The following is a 17,772-nucleotide window of genomic DNA, read 5'->3' on the forward strand; positions in this document are numbered from 1 at the left end:
AGGTGCCCGACTAGGCGCGCGGTGGCTGGATCGGCGAAGCCGCCGGGCTCGGTGACATTTCGGCGGCCTGGCGCAGCGCCTCGATCATGCTCCCCACTTCGACGATGCCCTTGCCGGCGATGTCGAAGGCCGTGCCGTGGTCCACTGAGGTGCGGATGACGGGCAGCCCCACCGTGATGTTGACGCCGGCCTCGATGCCGAGGACCTTGACCGGGCCGTGGCCCTGATCGTGGTACATCGCGACGATGAGGTCGTAGTCGCCGCGCCCGGCGAGGAAGAAGGCGGTGTCGGCCGGGAGCGGGCCCCGGGCGTCGATGCCGTCGGCCTGGAGTTTTTCGATGGCGGGGGTGATCTTCTCCGCTTCCTCGCCATAGCCGAACAGTCCGTTCTCGCCGGCGTGCGGGTTGATGGCGCAGACGCCGATCTTCGGTTTGGCGATGCCGGCGCGCTGCATGGCGTCGTAGCCGCGGCGGACCGTCCGTTCCACCAGCCCGGGCTCGATCTTGTTGATCGCATCTATGAGCCCGATGTGCGTGGTCACGTGGATGACCTTCACCTTCGGGGTGGAAAGCATCATGGACACTTCTTCAATGCCCATGAAGTGGGCCAGCAGTTCCGTGTGCCCGGGGTAGATGTGCCCGGCCTTGTGCAGGGCGGCCTTGTTCAGCGGCGCGGTGCAGATGCCCTGCACCTGGCCGCTCATGCCGAGCTCGCACGCGATCCTAATGTAGTGGTAGGCGGCGTTGCCGGCTTCGGCCGATTCCTTGCCCCAGGGCAGGTCCACCGGGAGCAGCTTCGGATCGATCACGTTGATGCGGCCCGGCTCAAACACGGCGTCCCTGACGCTCGCCACCTCCACGATGTCCGCCTTCACGCCAAGCGCCTTGGCGCCCAGCTGCAGACGGTACGTGTCCCCGATGACCACCGGCCGGCAGTCGCGGTAGGCGTTCTCGGCGACGAGCGCGCCCACCGTCACCTCGGGGCCGACGCCGGCGCCGTCGCCCATGGTCACGGCGATGAACGGCCGGGTGTCCTGACCGGTGTTGCTCGCGTCAGTGTTGTTCGCTGCTGCGGATGTCATGTCTGCTCCAGATTGGTGGGAGGGATTGTCAGGGTGTTCTGTGGCCGGGCCTGCGGGAAAGGCCGCGGGGCGGAGGTCTTTGATGGACAGGTACAGCTCGACGAGCGCGTGATCGTCCCCGAAGCTGCCGGGTTTGGTGCCGACGAGGCGCCCGTCATCGGACACGCTGACCACGGCGCCGTGCTGCGCGGACGCCACCGGCGTCAGGTGGCGGATGCCGAGGTCATCGAGCACTTCGCGGGCGGTTTCGCCGCCGGTGAGGATGAGGTCGGCGGTGCCGGCGGCATCTGCCACCAGCCGCCCGAGGCTGCGGACGATCGCGCCGGACTCTTGCGGATTTACGACGTCGGCGCTGACCGTCAGGACGGTCGGCGTGCCCGCCGCCAGGAGCTGCTTCGCCGACAGGAGCCGCTGCACGCAGGCCTCCGGCTCGCGGAGCTCGGCGGGAGCTATCCGCAGCGAACTGAAGCCGGCTTTTTCCAGCTCCAGCAGCTGCGCAGCCGCCGTGGCGGAGGCGGAGCCGACGGCGGCCAGCACCGGAGTGATAGCGCGCGCCCGGGATTGGTCTTGCCACCGGAAATGCCGGCTCTGCGTGTTTCGCGCAGGTTGGTTGCCCAGTTCCTTGGCCAGTTTCGTGCCCAATTTTCGGGCCAGGAGGGCCGCGATGCCGCCTGTTCCGGCCAACACGATCCGGCGGCCGGAGGCGGCGAACTCCAGTTCCAGCAGCGCGTCCGCGACCGCTTCCAGGTCATCCTCAGTCTCGCCGTCGGCAATCACCGTGGCGGGGCCGCCGCCTGACAGGGCCTCACCGAGAAACGCCGCCAGGCAACCGGACCTCACTGTGTCGAGGCCCGCCAGGGCGAGGGCGGATCCCACAGGCTGGTTCAACAACCGTTCCACTGACGACGGCGGCGCGGCGGCCTCCGCGTTCCAGAGCCCCGTGCGGTCCAGGCGGACGCCGCCTGCCATGGGCTCGCCGTCCACCACCGTTCGGCCAAGCTGGGGGAGCGCCCCGGCGACTACAACATGGTGGCCCAGGCCCGTCAGCGCGCCCAGTTCCGGGCCCACGTTGCCGCGCCACAGCGAATCTATCTTCTTGAACAGGACGTGCGCACGGGCTGCACTGGCGCCGCCAAAGACGCCGGAAACGGCTGCTTCGGCTGCTTCCGGGGCAACGGCCCGGGTATGCGTGTCGACCACGAGGACGTCCGAAGCGTCATTGGCCCCTCCGGCCTCAATGCCAGCTTCAGTGCCGGCCAGGAGGAGGCGCGTTCCCAGGCCCTGGGTGGCAAAGCACTGTCCCACCTCGGCCGCGCCGGAAAAGTCATCCGCCTGGATAAGGACTGCGGTCACGTCGTCCTCCCTTCTTCTGTAGGTCTGCCCCGATGGAGAACCGGCCGGGCTGGGTCCCGGGCCGCGTCGTCGGTAGCACCATCATGGCACGACTGCGCGAAATGCGCTAGAGCGCTTGCGCATTTCGCGCAGGAGTGGCAGAGTGATCCATGTAACACGGCGCAGGCCAACCGGCCAGCAGCCGTCCCGTTCAACCGAGAGGTCAACGATGACCGTTCTTCCTCAAGGAAGTGAGATCTCACGGCGCCGCCTCCTGCAGTTCGGCGCAGCCGCCGGATTTCTCCTGGGCACAGGCTCCATCGCCGGGTGTGCCGGGCCCACGGGCCTGCCGGGTCCCAGCACCCTGACCCTGGCGCTCAACAGGTCCCTTGTCAGCCTGGACAACAAACTCAACCAGTTCGACGCCGCCGTCACCGTCCAGCGCGCCGTCCGGCAGGGACTCACGGCGATCGGGCCCGAAACCAAGCCGGTACTGGTGCTCGCGGAAAGCTTCAAGATGACCAAGCCCACACAGTGGACGGTCAGGCTCCGCGAGGGCGTCCGATACTCCGACGGCACACCCGTGGTGATCGAGGACATCGCCACGGCCCTGAAGATGTACCAGCAGGTGCAGGGGTCCTTCGTGGCCGGGTTCTTCCCCGAGTTCCCCACTGTGGTGCCCGTCGATGAGCGGACCTTCCTGATGGAGTCCAAGAACCCCATCCCCATCCTGGATTCGCTCATGAGCATGATCCTGATCAGCCCCGCCGCCAAGAACAAGCCCGAGGAGCTTCAGGAGGGCGTTGGTTCCGGCCCCTACGTGGTCACCAAGTTCAACCGCGGCGCCGGCACCTACAGCCTCAGGCGCAATGAGAACTACTGGGGGCCTGCTCCCAAGGTGGACAACGTCGAGGTCCGCTTCCTCCCCGAGGAGTCCAGCCGCGTGATCGCCCTGCGCAGCGGCGAGGTGGACGTCATCGACTCCATCACCCCCGACTCGCGCGAACAGCTGGCGGGGCTTCCCGGCGTCGTCCTTGCTGAAGCCTCCAGCCTCCGGCTGAACCAGATCTTCTACAACTTCCGCAAGCCCGCCGGCCACCCGCTGGCCGACGTCCGGGTCCGCGAGGCCCTCAGCTGGGCCGTCGACGGCCAGGCGCTGGTCAAGGACGTGCTGGTCGATTCGGTCAGCGCGGCCGAAGGCGTGGTGCCGTCCAGCCTCACCGGCTACTCGAAGACCGGCACGTACACCTACGATCCGGACAAGGCCAAGGCAACGCTGAAGAGCCTGGGCGTCACCGACCTGAACCTGAAGATCATCTGGGAAACCGGCGAGTTCGCGTCCGACACCTCCGTGATGGAGGCCCTTGTGGAAATGTTCGGCGCCGTCGGCGTGAAAACCCAGCTCCAGCAGTTCGAGCCCGGCGGCAACATCCTGGCCTGGCGCCAGGGCAAGCAGGGCGACTGGGACCTCCTGGGCAACGGCTTCAGCAGCCCCACGGGCCTGGCCATCACCATGATGCAGGGCATGTACGCCGGCACTCCCGAGAAGGAGAAGACCCGCGACACCTACCAGGGCTACGTGTTCCCGGAGGTGCAGGCCAAGATCCAGGCAGCATCCTCCGAGGTGGACCCTGTCCGGCGGGAGCGGTTGCTCGCCGTGGCGCAGCAGGCCATTTGGGTGACCTGGCCTTGCGCCTGGGCCTTCGTGCCCAAGTCCGTGCTGGCCCACCAGAAGCGCGTCAGTGGCCTTTCGCTGGCGCCCACCAACTCCTACCCCCTTGTTGATGTCCGGCTGGAGGCCTGAGTCATGACGAACTACATCCTCAAGCGGCTCGGCCAAGGCCTGCTGACCGTGTTCCTCACCGTCTCCACGGTCTTCATCCTGGTCCGCCTTGCCCCCGGTGATCCTGCCGTGTCCTACGCCGGTCCGCTGGCCACCACCGAGCAGCTGGCCAAGGTCCGCGAGCAGTTCGGACTGGACCGCCCCGTGCTGGAGCAGTACTGGATCTTCCTGCAGCAGCTGTTCACCGGCAACCTCGGCACCTCCTACTCCTTCCAGGCGCCGGCCATGCAGGTGGTGGCCGAGCGGATGCCCTACACGCTGACGCTCGCCACGGCGTCGATCCTCCTCACCGCTGTGGTCGCCATCCCGCTGGGCGTGTGGATGTCCCGCCGCCCGGACACCAACCGGGAACTCGGCGTCAACGTCCTCACCATCGCCGGGCAGTCCATGCCGGACTTCTGGACCGGCATCATGCTCCTGACCGGCTTCGCCGTCCTGATTCCGCTGTTCCCGGCGTCGGGCTTCGCCACCTGGGGCGGGCTGGTGCTCCCCACCATCACCATCGCCATCCTCCAGATCGCCCTGATTTCGCGGATGGTCCGGCGCGAGATGACCGCAAACTTCGCGGCACCGTTCCTGACCGTGGCACGGTCCCGGGGCGTCCGGAACTCGGTCCTGACCTGGCGCTACGCCATGGGCAACTCCGCGATTCCCGTTTTCACCGCCCTCGGCACCCGGTTCGCCGCCATGCTCAACGGCGTGGTGGTGGTGGAGGTGGTGTTCGCCTGGCCGGGCGTCGGCTCCCTGATCGTCCGCGCCCTCGAGACCCGCGACTACCCCCTGATCCAGGCCACAGTCCTGCTGACGGCACTGCTGGCCGTAGCCGTCCAGCTGGTCATCGACCTCGCCTACCCCCTTCTTGATCCCCGTGTTCGTCTTGGAAAGGCGGCAACAGCATGAGCCTCGACACCACACCGCCTCCGGCAGGAGTCCCATCGGACCTGCCGACCGGACCTCCGGCGAGGACGCCGTCCCCGAGCGCCGTCACGAAGGAACTGATCGCCAAGGCGGGCGCCACCCGCCGCCGCAAGGCAGCGCAATGGAAGCTGCGGATCGGCGCGGTCTGCACCCTGATCGTCATCATCCCCATCCTGCTCGCCCAGCTGCTTCCGTTGCCGGACGCAAACCACCAGGACCTGTCCGCGCGCCGGCTCGCGCCGCTCATGGACGGCCACTTCTTCGGCACCGACCAGCTCGGACGCGACCTGCTCTCCCGTGTCCTGCACGGCGGCCAGGTCTCGCTGACCATCGGCGTCCTGGCCGTGGTGGTCTCGGGCGCCATCGGCATCATCCTCGGCGCCGCGGCCGGCTACTTCGGCGGCTGGGTAGACACCGTGGTTTCCCGCGTCCTCGAAGCCCAGATGTCGCTGCCGCTGCTGATGATGCTGCTGCTGGTGGTGGCGCTGTTCGGCCCCTCGATCCCGGTCATCACCTTCGTGATCGCCATAGCCCAATGGCCGGAAGTGGCCCGGCTGACGCGGTCCATGGTGCTGGTGGAACGGGAAAAGCCCTACGTCTCGGCGGCCCGGATCCTGGGCCTGCACCGGATCCAGATCCTGATCCAGCACATCATCCCCAACGTCATCAAGCAGGCAACCCTCGTTGTCCTGCTCCTTCTGGCCCAGGCCGTGCTCCTGGAAAGCGCGCTGAGCTTCCTCGGCGCCGGCCCGCAGCGGCCGTTCGCCACCTGGGGCCGCATCATCTCCGACGGCCAGGACTACATCACCACCTCGTGGTGGATGGTCACCCTGCCCGGTCTGGTGATCGTGCTCATGGTGGTGGGCGTCAACCTGCTGGGAGATGGCCTCCGCGACCGTCCCCGCCGCAAGAAGAAGGGTGCCTGACATGAACGCACACACTGACACCGCAGCGCACGCTGACACCGGCCATAAGGAGCCGGCCCTGCTGGAGGTCCGCAACTTCCAGGTGGAGCTGATCACCGACGCCGGCATCATCCGTGCCGTGGACTCCGTGAGCTTCAGCATCCACCGGGGCGAGACCGTCACCATCATCGGTGAGTCCGGCTCCGGGAAATCGACGACGGCGATGGGCATCCTGCGGTTGCTGCCGGAGGACCTTGCCGTGATCTCGGGCACCGTGCTGATCGACGGCGTCGATGTGATCGCCGAGCCCAAGGCGATCAACAAGGTCCGCGGCAAGACGCTCGCGCTGATTCCCCAGGACCCCATGACCGCGCTGAGCCCGGTGCACTCCATCGGCAGCCAGCTCTCCGAAGCGATCAGGATCGCGGGCGCCGCGTCCAAGGACAAGGATGCCGTCCGGGCCCGGGCCATCCGCCTCCTGGAGCAGGTCCATATCCCGACGCCGGACAAGCAGCTGAAGAAGTACCCCCACCAGCTGTCCGGCGGCATGCTCCAGCGTGTGCTGATCGCCATCGCGCTGGCCAGCGAACCGCAGCTCCTCGTGGCCGACGAGCCCACCTCGGCCCTGGACGTCACTGTGCAGGGCGGCATCCTGGACCTCCTGCTGGAGCTCCAAGAGCAGCGCGGCATCGGCATCCTGATGATCACCCACGACCTCGGGGTGGCCCGGCTCATTTCAGACCGGATCCACGTGATGAAGGACGGCTCCTTCGTGGAGTCCGGCGAGGTCCAGCAGATCGTGGAGCATCCCGCCACGGAGTACACCCGCGCCCTCCTGGCGGCCGTGCCGGTCCTGGGCCCGTGGGACGAAACCCCCGCGCTTCCCGCAAGCGAAACCCCCGCAAGTGAAGACCCGGCCGCAAACGGCGGCGACGGGGCCGCCGTCGGAAATCCCGCCGTCGACACCACCACCACGGCCGGCGCCGGCCTGACCAGGACTGGAGTCCGCCATGAGTAAGCCGTTCCTCTCCGTCGAAAACCTCGTGGTGGACTACCACGTGCCGGGCGGAACCTTCCGGGCCGTGGACGACGTCTCCTTCTCGGTGGACAAAGGCAAGACGATCGCCGTCGTCGGTGAATCCGGCTGCGGCAAGTCCACCATCGCCAAGGCGCTGATGCGCCTGGTGACGCCGGCCAGCGGCCGGATCGAACTGGACGGAACGGACATTGCGGCGATGAGCGAAGCGAAGCTGCGGCCGCTGCGCTCCAAGTTCCAGATGGTCTTCCAGGATCCCTACGGCTCCCTGGACCCGCACCTTACAGCCCAGGAGATCGTGGCCGAGCCGCTGAAGCTGCAGGGCGTGAGGTCCCGGGGCGAGCGGAACAAGGCGGCGGCCAAACTGATCGACCAGGTGGGGCTGCCCGCCAAATCCCTGGACCGTCATCCGGCGGAATTCTCCGGCGGCCAGCGGCAGCGGATCGGCATCGCACGGGCCCTGGCGTCCAAGCCGGAACTGCTGGTCTGTGACGAGGCCACCAGCGCCCTGGACGTGTCCGTGCAGGCCCAGGTGCTGCGGCTGCTGAAATCCATCCAGGAGGAGACCGGCATTACGTACGTCTTCATCTCGCACAACCTTGGCGTGGTGCAGGAGATCAGCGATAGCGTCATGGTCATGCAGCGCGGCAAGCTCGTGGAGTCGGGGACCACAGAGTCAGTCCTGACGTCCCCCAAGGAGGACTACACCCGCAAGCTCCGCCGCGCGGCACTGGACCCGTCAACAATGCGCGGGCTCAAGCCGCGGCACCTTGTCTCGTCGCTGGCCCTCGCCAACCAGCCGGGCTGACCTGAACCCGAACCGAACCAAACACACTGCAACCATGAGGAACCAACACATGAGCAAGCAGCCAGAAGGCACTCCCGTCGACGGACTGAGGCTACCCATCTCCCGCCTCGTCCTGGGCACCATGACATTCGGCGACACCGCCGACGAGGCCACCGCCGGCCGCATGGTGGATGAGGCCCTCGCCGCCGGCATCACCACGATCGACACCGCCAACGCCTACGTGGGCGGTGCCACCGAGGAAATGCTCGCCCGGCTCCTCAAGGACCACCGGGAGGACATTGTCCTGGCCTCCAAGGCGGGGATGCCGCACGCCGACCACGGCCAGCACTCACCCCTGTCGCCCCAGGGACTGCGCAAGAGCGTCGAGGGCAGCCTGCGCCGCCTCGGAGTGGACAGCATCGACCTCTTCTACCTGCACCAGCCGGACCGCGCCACTCCCCTCCGCGACACCCTGGCCACTGTGGCGGAACTCGCCGCCGAAGGCAAGATCGGCGCCCTGGGCGTGTCCAACTTCGCCGCCTGGCAGATCGCCGACGTCATCCACGTGGCCCGCGAAGTCGGGGCGCCGCGGCCGGTGGTGGCGCAGCAGCTCTACAACCTCGTGGCCCGGCGCGTGGAGGAGGAGTACCTCGAATTCGCCGCCACGCACGACGTCCACACCATGGTCTACAACCCGCTGGGCGGCGGGCTGCTCACCGGAAAGCACAGCTTTGAGTCCAAGCCCTCCGAGGGCCGCTTCGGCGACTCCAAGCTTGCCGCCATGTACACGCGGCGCTACTGGGACAAACAGCTGTTCGAGGCCGTCACGGCCCTGGCCGGCATCGCCGCGGACGCCGGAATCAGCCTCGCGGAGCTGTCGCTGCGCTGGCTCGCCTACCGCGACGGCGTCGGTTCGATGCTGCTGGGCGGGTCCAAGGTGGAGCAGCTGCGCGCCAACATCGAGGCCGTGGCCAAGGGCCCGCTCCCCGCGGACGTCACCGCTGCGTGCGACGCCATAGGAGCCGGGCTCCGTGGCCCCATGCCCGCCTACAACCGCTGAGCTGTTCACCAGCTGACCCCGGCCCCACAACAGCCCACACATGACTGAAGGTAGAAAAATGACATCGGAACTGGCCCTCGAATTCGCCCGCAAGATCCGCGCCCGCGAGCAGGCCGTCGGATACTGGGCCGTGCTGGACGCGCCCGTGGCCACGGAGCGCATCGGCCGCCTGGGCTACGACTACGTCGCCCTGGACGCCCAGCACGGGCTGCTCGGCTATTCGGGGATCCTCAACGGACTGATGGCCATCGACGCCGGGCACACCGCCGTCGGCATGGTGCGCGTTGAGGACAACAACCTGACCGCGATCGGCAAGGCGCTGGATGCCGGCGCCGTCGGCGTCATCGTGCCGCTCGTGAACACGGCGGAGGACGCCGCCGCGGCCGTCGCCGCTGCGAAGTACCCGCCGATGGGCGGCCGCTCGTACGGGCCCATGCGCTCCGCCCTGCGGATCGGGCCGGTTCCCGCCGACGCCAACGCCGCCACCCTGGTGTTCGCGATGATCGAGACGCCGGACGGCCTGAAAAACGTCAAGGAGATCTGCGCGACGCCCGGGCTCGACGGCATCTACGTGGGCCCCTCCGACCTTGCCATCGCCGTCGGCGGCGCCTTCCCCGGCGACCCCGCCATCGAAGCCGAGTTCAACGCAGCGCTGGAGGCGATCGCAGAAGCAGCAGCCTCGGCTGGCGTGGCCGCGGGCATCCACACCCCGGCGGGGGAGGTGGCGGCCCTCCGGCTGAGCCAGGGCTACACCTTCACCACCATCGCCTCGGACCTCACGCACCTGGAACAGATCGCCAAGGCCCACCTCGCCGCGGCCATCAGCAAGGACTGAACCATGCAGAACACCGTCAGCAATGCCTACAGCTCCATCACCCCGGACGGCGCCGTGAAGCACGCCGATGGCGCGGACTTCGCGTACCTGCCGGCTCCCACCGTGCAGAGCCACGCCGCCAACCTCCTGACGCTGCCGGACGGGCGGCTCGGCTGCGTCTGGTTCGGCGGAACCCAGGAGGGCGTGCCGGACATCTCCATCTGGTTCTCCACCCTGGAACCGGGGAGCACGCAGTGGTCCCCGGCGGAGCAGCTCTCCGACGACGGCACTCGGTCAGAGCAGAACCCCATCCTGTTCGCCGCCCCGGACAGCCAGCTGTGGCTGCTCTACACCGCGCAGAAGGCGGGCAACCAGGACACCGCCGAGGTCCGCCGTCGGACGTCCACGGACAGCGGCCGGACGTGGGGTGAGGTGGAAACGCTGTTCCCCGCCAACGAAACCGGCGGCGTGTTCGTCCGGCAGCTGCCCGTGGTGCTGCCGTCCGGCCGCCTGATCATCCCGATCTTCCGCTGCATCACCACGCCCGGCGAAAAGTGGGTGGGCAACAGCGACGACAGCGCCGTGATGATTTCCGACGACGGCGGCGCCAGCTGGAACGAGCACGTCCTGCCGGGCAGCCTGGGCTGCGTTCACATGAACATCCAGCCGGTGGCCGACGGCTCCCTGCTGGCCCTGTTCCGCAGCCGCTGGGCGGACTCGATCTACGAATCCCGCTCCACCGACGACGGCACCACCTGGAGCGAGCCCGTCCCCACCGAGCTGCCCAACAACAACTCCTCCATCCAGTTCACGGCGCTGGCCGACGGCCGGCTGGCGCTCGTCTACAACCACAGCCGCGCAGAGGAGAACACCGAACGGCGGCTCTCGCTCTACGACGAGATCGACGACGACGGGCTGGCCGTCGAACAGGGCCAACTCGCCGAGGCACAGGTGGAACCGGCCGCGCCGGCCGGCGGCGCAGTTCCCGGCGGTGCGGTTTCCGGCGACGGCGCAGAGCGCCGCGCCTTCTGGGGCACGCCCCGCTCGCCGATGACCCTGGCCATCTCGGAGGACTCGGGCCGCAGCTGGCCCATCCGGCGGAATCTCGACGTCGGGGACGGCTACTGCCTCTCCAACAACTCCCGCGACGGGCTGAACCGCGAGTACTCCTACCCGTCCATCCACCAGGGCCCGGACGGCGCACTGAACAGCGCCTACACGTACTTCCGCCAGGCCATCAAGTACGTGCGCGTGGACCCGCAGTGGGCCTACGAGGGAAGCACCACCCCCGGCGGCGACACGTGAGCAGTCCGCAGGCTGAGCGGCACGCGGTGGTCACCGGCTGCAGTTCGGGCATCGGCAAGGCCATCGCCGTGCGGCTGCTGGGGGACGGCTGGACCGTGACGGGGCTGAGCCGCAGCGAAACCGCACTGGGGCCGGGCTTCCGGTGGCGCCGCGCGGACCTGTCCGATCCGGCGTCGCTGGCGGAGGGCGTGGCCGGAGTCGGCCCTGCCGACGCGCTGGTGCACGCCGCGGGGTTCCAGCGGACCGCCGTCCTGGGCGAGCTGGACCCGGAGGCGCTCGCCGGGATGTTCACGGTCCATGTGGCCGCTGCCAGCGCCCTGGCCAACGCCCTGGTGCCGAAGATGCCCGACGGCGGCCGGGTCCTCCTGATCGGCAGCCGGACGTCAACCGGGTCTCCGGGCAAGAGCCAGTATGCGGCCACCAAGGCCGCGCTGCTGGGCATGGGCAGGACCTGGGCGCAGGAGCTTGCACCCCGCGGCATCACCGTCAACGTCCTTTCGCCCGGGCCGACGGACACGCCCATGCTGGCCGATCCCGGCAGGTCGGCCACCCCGCCGAAGCTGCCGGCGCTGGGCCGCCTGGTGGACCCGGAGGACGTGGCGGCGCTGGCCGGTTTCCTGCTGGGACCGCACGGGAAATCCATCACCGGGCAGAACTACGTAATCTGCGGCGGCGCGTCCCTGTGAGCGGATTCGGCCGGCGGGCAAATACGATGAGGTCAGCGTGATGGCCCGCCGAACGCGGACCAGGATGCGGCATCAGCTGCCAAAGGAGAACCAGGGATGACCACCGCCAAGACCAGGCGCGAAGAGATCTACCACCTCGCCGTCACCACGGGGCTGGCGTCGGTGGAGGAACTGTCGCGGCATTTCCAGGTCACGGCGTCCACCATCCGCCGGGACCTCGCCCAGCTGAATGAGGAAGGAAAGCTCGCCAGGACCTACGGTGGCGCGGTGGCGCTCGGCGCCCACCCCGAGCCGTCCCTGCGGCAGCGCACCGGCCAGGCGTTCGAGCAGAAGCATGCCATTGCGGGCTGGGCCGCTTCGGAGGTCAAGGACGGCGAAAACATCCTGCTCGACGGCGGATCCACCGTTGGCGCGCTCGCGCACGCACTGCGCGGACGGGAGAACCTGTCGGTCACCACGCCGGGCATCAACACCCTTCAGGAACTGGCCGACTCCCCGGGCATCCAGGTGGACTGCCTCGGGGGCCGGCTCCGCGGGGTCAGCCAGACGTTCGTGGGTCCGCTCGCCGAAGCCGCCCTGGAACGCATGAGCTTCGACCGGGTGTTCCTGGGCGCGGATGCCGTGACGGCCGATGACGGGCTGTGCGAGGCAGACCACTCCCAAACCAGGCTCAAGGAACTCATGGCACGCCGTGGCGACGCCGTCTACGTCCTCGCCGACTCCAGCAAGCTCGGCAAGCGCCCCTTCCACGCCTGGGCCAGGATCCCGCTGCCGTGGACCCTCGTCACGGACGCCGACGCCGACCCCGGCCAGGTGGCATTGTTCAGGAACGCCGGTGTTCGGGTGGAGCTGGTGCGGATTGAAGGCAAGGCAACCGCCTAGGCGACTGAGCCAGCACTCGCGGCCAAAAGCCCCGGCAGATAGTCTGACGCCCATGAACGTCGTTCAGGTTGAGCGGCAGCAAAGACCGCAGCGGCACGGCGGGGCAGGTCGGACCCTTGCCTAGGGAGGGCTGGCCGGACGGGCCGATCGTGCTCGGCGTCAGCTGGGGGTTTCCGGAGCTTCTGGTCCGGAGGGCCGCTGACCTCGCCTCGGATCTTGGCCTGCACCTGGTGTGCGCTTTTGTCGATCCGGCCAGCTACCTGACCGAATGGGAGGCTGCAGAGCTGCGGACCGCCCATTCCATGGACCCCGCCGTCAATGAGGAGGCCGACTTTCCCGCCGGGCAGCTGCTGCTGCGCCTGGAGGCCATTCTCGGGAAGCCGGGGGAGAACTGGTCTTTCCGCGTGCTGAACGGTGACATTGCGCCGGCGCTTGGCCGCCTCGCCGAGAGCGCCGGCGCGTCCATGTTCATCGTCGGCTGCCCCAGGTCCGGTGTGCTCGCCTGGATGGACCGGCTCATCGAGGGATCGGTCTACGCAGCCCTGGTCCGTCAGCAGCGGCTGCCGGTTCTCATCATCCCGTGCGACGGTTGATGGCGAACTAGGCATGCCGACACAACGAAGTCCGGTGGCTGCCGGCCTGGTGCCGGCAGCCATTGGACTGGTGGCGGAACTGCTTGGAATTATGCAGCGTCACTCGTGATCGTTGAGGCCGGAGCTCCTATCGGTTCGCTACGGTGGTGGGTCCCGCGGTGCCGCCGACGCTGGACTCAATCCAGACGGTGCCGGGGTTGCGGGTTCCGGCGGCGGCGTTGCGCAGCCGGAGGATGTATTCGCCGCCGGTTGCCGGTGCCACAGCTGCGGTGACGCTTACGCGCCCCAGGACGGGTCCGGACAGGCTGCCCGAGTGGATGGTGATCACGCTGCCAACCGCGCTGCCGGTGCCGCTGATCCGGAGATCGCCGGTCTTCCACTGCGCCAAGCCGATCGTCACCCGGTCCGCAACCGGCGTCACCTTGACCTCGTCGGTCCGGACGTCAGTGCCCACGGCGACCGTCAGCCTGAAGGTGAGAGGGCTGTTGGTCATCGGGTACTTGAAGACCGGCAGGCTGAACGTGGGCTTCAGGGTGGTCGCGCCGCTGAGTGTGACCGCGTTCGGGTCGGTTGCCCCGGACAGGACCTGCTCCCACCGGTAGGTAGCGCCGGCTGAGGTGGAGCCGGTGCCGTCCAACGTGACGGTGGTGGCGGTGGTACGGCGTGCGACGGTCTGATCCGGACCGGCCATGGCTACCAGGGCACCCTGGACGGTCACGGGAGCGGTCTTCTCGGATTCGGGGCCCATGCCGTTGGTGTTGCTGGCCCTGACTGTGAACTCGTAAGCGGTGTCACCATTGAGTCCGTCATAGACCAGGGTGGTGACGTCGCCGGCGACCGTCTTGGGGGCGCCGAACGGCGCGCCGTCCGCGGTGTAGGCCTGGACCGTGTAGCCGGTGATGGTCAGTCCCGCAGCGCCCGGGTCCGGAGCCGTCCAGGACAGGGTGGCCGTCCCTTGGCCGGCAGTGGAGGCGGAGAAGACCGGTGCTGCCGGAACGGGATCGTTGGTGATGCTGAACGTGACTTCTCCGGTCTCGGAGGTGTTGCCGGAAGGATCAATGGCCACGAACTTCAGCGTGCTGGTCTGGGCGATGTCCATCGGCCCCGTGTAGAGCTCTGCACCGTCGGCGAGGACGCCACCCGCAAGGAGGACCTCGGACCCGTCGAGGGTGTAGTAGATTTCTGCGCCCGATTCGCTGGCGGTCAGAGTCACCTTCTGGGCAACCGGGGAGGTTCCGCCGTTGGGAGAAGCCGTCACGGTAGGCGCCGTGGTGTCTGTCTCCGGAATGGCATGGGCGGCAGGGAAGGTCTCGCCGACGCTGCTCATGCCGACGACGTAGACGTCATACTCTTCCGCATTGGACAGGCCGGTGATCGTGGTGCCCGTGGCTCCAGCCCCGGAAATCCGCTTGCCGATTTCCACCTTCTCGTTATTCGTCTCGGTCTTGCCGACTGCCACTGCCCGGTAGCCCGTGATGGCGGGGGTGCCGGGGATGGCCTCGGCCGGGGTCCAGTTCACCTTGAGGCCGGTCGACGTCTTGGCGGCGGTGATGCTGGACGGTGCGGGCGGTCCGGACTGCAGGGGGCCGTTGGGGCAGCCGCCCATTCCGGGGCCGCCCGGTTCGCCGTACTCGGCAATGGTCAGGCCCTGGCGGTTGGCATCTGCGTCTTCAAACTCCCATGCCATGGCGCGTTCGCCGAGCCCTGCGTTTGCAGCAATTTCTGCGTTGGCGGCATCGTCGAAGACATAGGTGGCGGTGAAAGTGTCTCCCGCGAATTCAAGGCTGGAAGAGTAGCCGCCCTTGTCCGAGGGCGTCAGGGGGCCGGGGATGGCCCGGATGTCGCGGCGGCCGACGCTGGTGTCCTTCAGCGCCGGCTCGATGATGCGCTGCTCCATCTGGGCGCGATTGACTCCGCTGCCCACGTGTCCCTTGACGGTGATTGTGTCGCCGCTGAGTTCGGAATCTCCGGTCACATAGGTGTCCTGAACCGTCGTTTCGCCGACGGTGGTTGTTCCGAACTTCATGGAGACGACGTCGCCGGGACGGATGTCGGGGGTGACGTTGAGCCCGGTACCGGCGCCCCAGCAGACACCGCCGGGGTGGTTGACCTCAAACGCGACGCCGCCGGCATCGACCACGGCCTCGGCGGAGCCGGTGATCTTGCCTGCCCGCTTGACCTCGAGGGTGGCGGTCTCGCCGGCGTGGCCCTCGTAGCCCTCGATGGAGACGAAGTCGCGGTCGGGGAAGACAACGATGTTGTCCGGGAAAGTGGGTACGGCCGCGTTGGCGGCCGGGATGGCAAACATGGAGGTTGAGCAGATGACGGCCGAAACGGTGGCAATGATTCCGGCCCTGCGGGTCCCGGGAAGGCGAGAAGTGTGCGCTCCCGGCTCGTTCTGTGCTGATTTCATGATGACCTCATCGATCCGAGGTGCGCGATACCTTCACGCACAACCACAGAATCAATAAGTCCCCCTTGGGGAAATGCTGTACGTCCCGGAGAGTTCAAGCGCCCCCGTCCACCAATTTGACAGCACCCCTGGTCCCCCCACTAGGAGGGGGAACGGAGGGGATGACCCGCCCGCGGAATCGCCGTAACGGCAGGCATGCGAGGCTGTGATCAGTCCCTGCGGAAAGGGAGTCCCGTGCGGGGGCACGACCCCCACGGGGGTGGGCGGTCCCCTAAGGCTGGGGGATCAGGGATCCGGGGTTTCTCCAAGGGCTGCGACGGGATCCGCGCTGCCAGGGAGCCGGATTAGCCCTGGCGGGCCTTCTTCGCGTCCTTCTTGGCGGCCTCGTCCTTGACGCGCTGCGCCTCGGCGCGCACTGCTGCATGCGTGGAGCGCTCGGCAACCAGCCAGGCCGGGGGAGCCTGCAGCAGCGCCGTGATTTCCGCCGTCGTCAGTGCCTCTTCGACGCCGCCGCGGGCCAGGCCGCTGATGGAGACGTTGAGCTTCTGCGCCACCACCGGACGGGGGTGCGGGCCGTTGCGGCGCAGCTCGGCCAGCCACTCCGGCGGATTGGCCTGCAGTTCGGCGAATTCAGCGCGGGTGATGGTTGAATCCTGGAACTCCTGGGGTGTCGCGGGCAGGTAGATGCCAAGCTTCTTGGCAACGGTGGCCGGCTTCATGGACTGGGAGTTAGCAGAGGTCATGCTTCAAGGGTATCTGGCTGGCCGCGCACAGCGCACCAACAGCGGCACCGGCAGGCGGTGCTGGCGGTACTGTGAAGGTGTGCCCGCTGAAGATGAACCCACGCTTGCCCCCGCCCCTCCGGAACCCCAGGCGCGGGAGCTCCGCTTTGCATATGTCGCCGGGGTGACTCCGGGCAAGTGGATCAGGCGCTGGGAAGAGCGGATGCCGCATGTTCCGCTGCGCTCGTTCATGTCCGACGGCGGCACGCAGCTTTCGGTGCTGCGCGACGGTTCGGCGGACCTCAGCTTTGTCCGGCTGCCCGTCGACCGCGAGGGCCTGAACGTCATTCCCCTGTATGAGGAACAGCCCGTGGTGGTGGCGCCCAAGGGCCATGAGATCTCCGTGTTTGAGGACGTGGCGCTTGAAGACCTGGCGGCAGAGACCTTCCTCGACGCCGACGAGCTCGGCGGGCCCGAGGCCGCCCTCCAGGTGGTGGCGACCGGGGCGGGCCTGCTGATCGTGCCCATGTCCGTGGCCCGGCATTTCAACGTCAAGGACACTGTGGCGCGCCGCCTCAGCGGAGCGCCCGGGACGGAGATCGCCCTGGCGTGGCCCAGCGGTTCAACGGACGAAGTGATCGAGGAGTTCATCGGCATTGTCCGTGGCAGGACTGCGCAGAGCTCGCGGCAGCCCTCGGCCCAGCAGGAGAAGCCGAAGAAGGAACCCAAGCCGGACCGCCGCGGCACCGGAGTCAAGAAGCCCAAGGTGGCCCAGCGCTACGCCCCCAACCCGGACAAGGGCCGCGGCAAGGGCTCCCGGAAAAAGGGCAAGCGCTAGATAAGGCCGTTCCTGATGGCGCTGACGGATGCCGAACCGCCGAGCGTAGGCTGGCGGCATGATCGATCCGGAAGACTCCGCCGAACCGCTGCAAAGGCTGCCCCCGGGAATGCCCAGAAGATACGCCGAATACCGGCCGGCGGACAGGCAACAGCCCGGCCCTCCGCCAACAAATGTCGGCGGCTACGACGAACTGCTAGCGCACTTCCAATCCAACGGAATGCAGTTGCCTCGGTCAGTGGACGGCCTTGCTGCCATCGATAACCTCATCGACTCCATCGACGACAAGACCTCCCTCTCAACACTCGTCCGACCCATCGGCATGTTCTATGGAGACGTGCTCACCCACACCATTCCAGGAGCCCACTGGGAGGTGATCCAGGAGGGATACCCACTGGTCCGGGTCACAGCCAAAACCGCGGTTGACGTGGTTCAGGTCGCCATTCGGCGAATGGCAACCGCGGACCCGACACTCCTGCAGAACTATGCCCACGTGAAGGACCTCGTAGGGAAAGAACCGTAGGCCAAGCCTAGATCGTTGAATTGCTGGATTGTTG

At 67.9% G+C, this 17,772-nt stretch carries 16 protein-coding genes; 13 read left to right on the top strand and 3 right to left on the bottom strand.

The window, feature by feature from the left end:
• Positions 1-10: 10 nt before the first annotated feature.
• Positions 11-2,434, bottom strand: coding sequence for a 4-hydroxythreonine-4-phosphate dehydrogenase PdxA (pdxA, locus tag J7I89_RS25725; protein ID WP_214967355.1), 2,424 nt, complete (start codon positions 2,432-2,434; stop codon positions 11-13).
• 208 nt (positions 2,435-2,642) lie between these two features.
• On the opposite strand from pdxA, the gene J7I89_RS03635 reads away from it, so the two are divergent.
• From J7I89_RS03635 to J7I89_RS03685, 11 genes are all read left to right on the top strand, one after another.
• Complete coding sequence (locus J7I89_RS03635) at positions 2,643-4,217, top strand: ABC transporter substrate-binding protein (RefSeq protein WP_214967357.1); 1,575 nt, start codon at positions 2,643-2,645, stop codon at positions 4,215-4,217.
• 3 nt (positions 4,218-4,220) lie between these two features.
• Positions 4,221-5,156, top strand: coding sequence for an ABC transporter permease (locus J7I89_RS03640; protein WP_214967359.1), 936 nt, complete (start codon positions 4,221-4,223; stop codon positions 5,154-5,156).
• Positions 5,153-6,100 carry an ABC transporter permease gene (locus J7I89_RS03645; RefSeq protein ID WP_214967361.1) on the top strand — a complete coding sequence of 316 codons (948 nt, stop codon included), beginning with the start codon at positions 5,153-5,155 and terminating at the stop codon, positions 6,098-6,100. The genes J7I89_RS03640 and J7I89_RS03645 overlap by 4 nt, the downstream gene beginning before the upstream one ends.
• 1 nt (position 6,101) lies before the next feature.
• Positions 6,102-7,097, top strand: a complete 996-nt coding sequence (locus tag J7I89_RS03650) for an ABC transporter ATP-binding protein (protein WP_251044869.1) — start codon at positions 6,102-6,104, stop codon at positions 7,095-7,097.
• Positions 7,090-7,923: an ATP-binding cassette domain-containing protein gene (locus J7I89_RS03655; protein ID WP_214967363.1), complete on the top strand. Its 834-nt coding sequence runs from the start codon at positions 7,090-7,092 to the stop codon at positions 7,921-7,923. Before J7I89_RS03650 ends, J7I89_RS03655 begins: the two co-directional genes overlap by 8 nt.
• Before the next feature lie 49 nt (positions 7,924-7,972).
• Positions 7,973-8,962 carry an aldo/keto reductase gene (locus tag J7I89_RS03660; protein ID WP_214967365.1) on the top strand — a complete coding sequence of 330 codons (990 nt, stop codon included), beginning with the start codon at positions 7,973-7,975 and terminating at the stop codon, positions 8,960-8,962.
• 58 nt (positions 8,963-9,020) lie between these two features.
• Complete coding sequence (locus J7I89_RS03665) at positions 9,021-9,797, top strand: HpcH/HpaI aldolase/citrate lyase family protein (RefSeq protein ID WP_214967366.1); 777 nt, start codon at positions 9,021-9,023, stop codon at positions 9,795-9,797.
• 3 nt (positions 9,798-9,800) lie between these two features.
• A complete protein-coding gene (locus J7I89_RS03670; protein WP_214967368.1) occupies positions 9,801-11,081 on the top strand; it encodes an exo-alpha-sialidase in 1,281 nt (426 codons plus the stop codon).
• Complete coding sequence (locus J7I89_RS03675; RefSeq protein ID WP_214967370.1) at positions 11,078-11,767, top strand: SDR family NAD(P)-dependent oxidoreductase; 690 nt, start codon at positions 11,078-11,080, stop codon at positions 11,765-11,767. The genes J7I89_RS03670 and J7I89_RS03675 overlap by 4 nt, the downstream gene beginning before the upstream one ends.
• 96 nt (positions 11,768-11,863) lie before the next feature.
• Entirely contained in the window at positions 11,864-12,649 is a 786-nt protein-coding gene (locus tag J7I89_RS03680) for a DeoR/GlpR family DNA-binding transcription regulator (RefSeq protein WP_214967372.1), read from the top strand.
• Positions 12,650-12,717: 68 nt separating this feature from the next.
• Positions 12,718-13,242 carry a universal stress protein gene (locus J7I89_RS03685; protein WP_251044870.1) on the top strand — a complete coding sequence of 175 codons (525 nt, stop codon included), beginning with the start codon at positions 12,718-12,720 and terminating at the stop codon, positions 13,240-13,242.
• A 127-nt stretch (positions 13,243-13,369) separates the two neighbouring features.
• Here J7I89_RS03685 and J7I89_RS03690 read toward each other — a convergent pair whose 3' ends face one another.
• Together J7I89_RS03690 and J7I89_RS03695 are read right to left on the bottom strand one after the other, a co-directional pair.
• A complete protein-coding gene (locus J7I89_RS03690) occupies positions 13,370-15,655 on the bottom strand; it encodes a fibronectin type III domain-containing protein (protein ID WP_214967374.1) in 2,286 nt (761 codons plus the stop codon).
• A gap of 344 nt (positions 15,656-15,999) precedes the next feature.
• The gene (locus J7I89_RS03695; protein WP_056623534.1) at positions 16,000-16,398 is read right to left on the bottom strand and encodes a DUF5997 family protein; all 399 of its coding nucleotides are present in this window, start codon (positions 16,396-16,398) and stop codon (positions 16,000-16,002) included.
• A 79-nt stretch (positions 16,399-16,477) separates the two neighbouring features.
• Between J7I89_RS03695 and J7I89_RS03700 the strand changes: the two genes are divergently transcribed.
• Positions 16,478-17,215: a LysR family substrate-binding domain-containing protein gene (locus J7I89_RS03700; RefSeq protein ID WP_214967376.1), complete on the top strand. Its 738-nt coding sequence runs from the start codon at positions 16,478-16,480 to the stop codon at positions 17,213-17,215.
• A gap of 58 nt (positions 17,216-17,273) precedes the next feature.
• Positions 17,274-17,738: a DUF6278 family protein gene (locus tag J7I89_RS03705; protein WP_214967378.1), complete on the top strand. Its 465-nt coding sequence runs from the start codon at positions 17,274-17,276 to the stop codon at positions 17,736-17,738.
• Positions 17,739-17,772: the final 34 nt, after the last annotated feature.

Origin of the sequence: Arthrobacter sp. ISL-5 (genome assembly GCF_018613835.1) — a bacterium.
Taxonomy (GTDB): domain Bacteria; phylum Actinomycetota; class Actinomycetes; order Actinomycetales; family Micrococcaceae; genus Arthrobacter.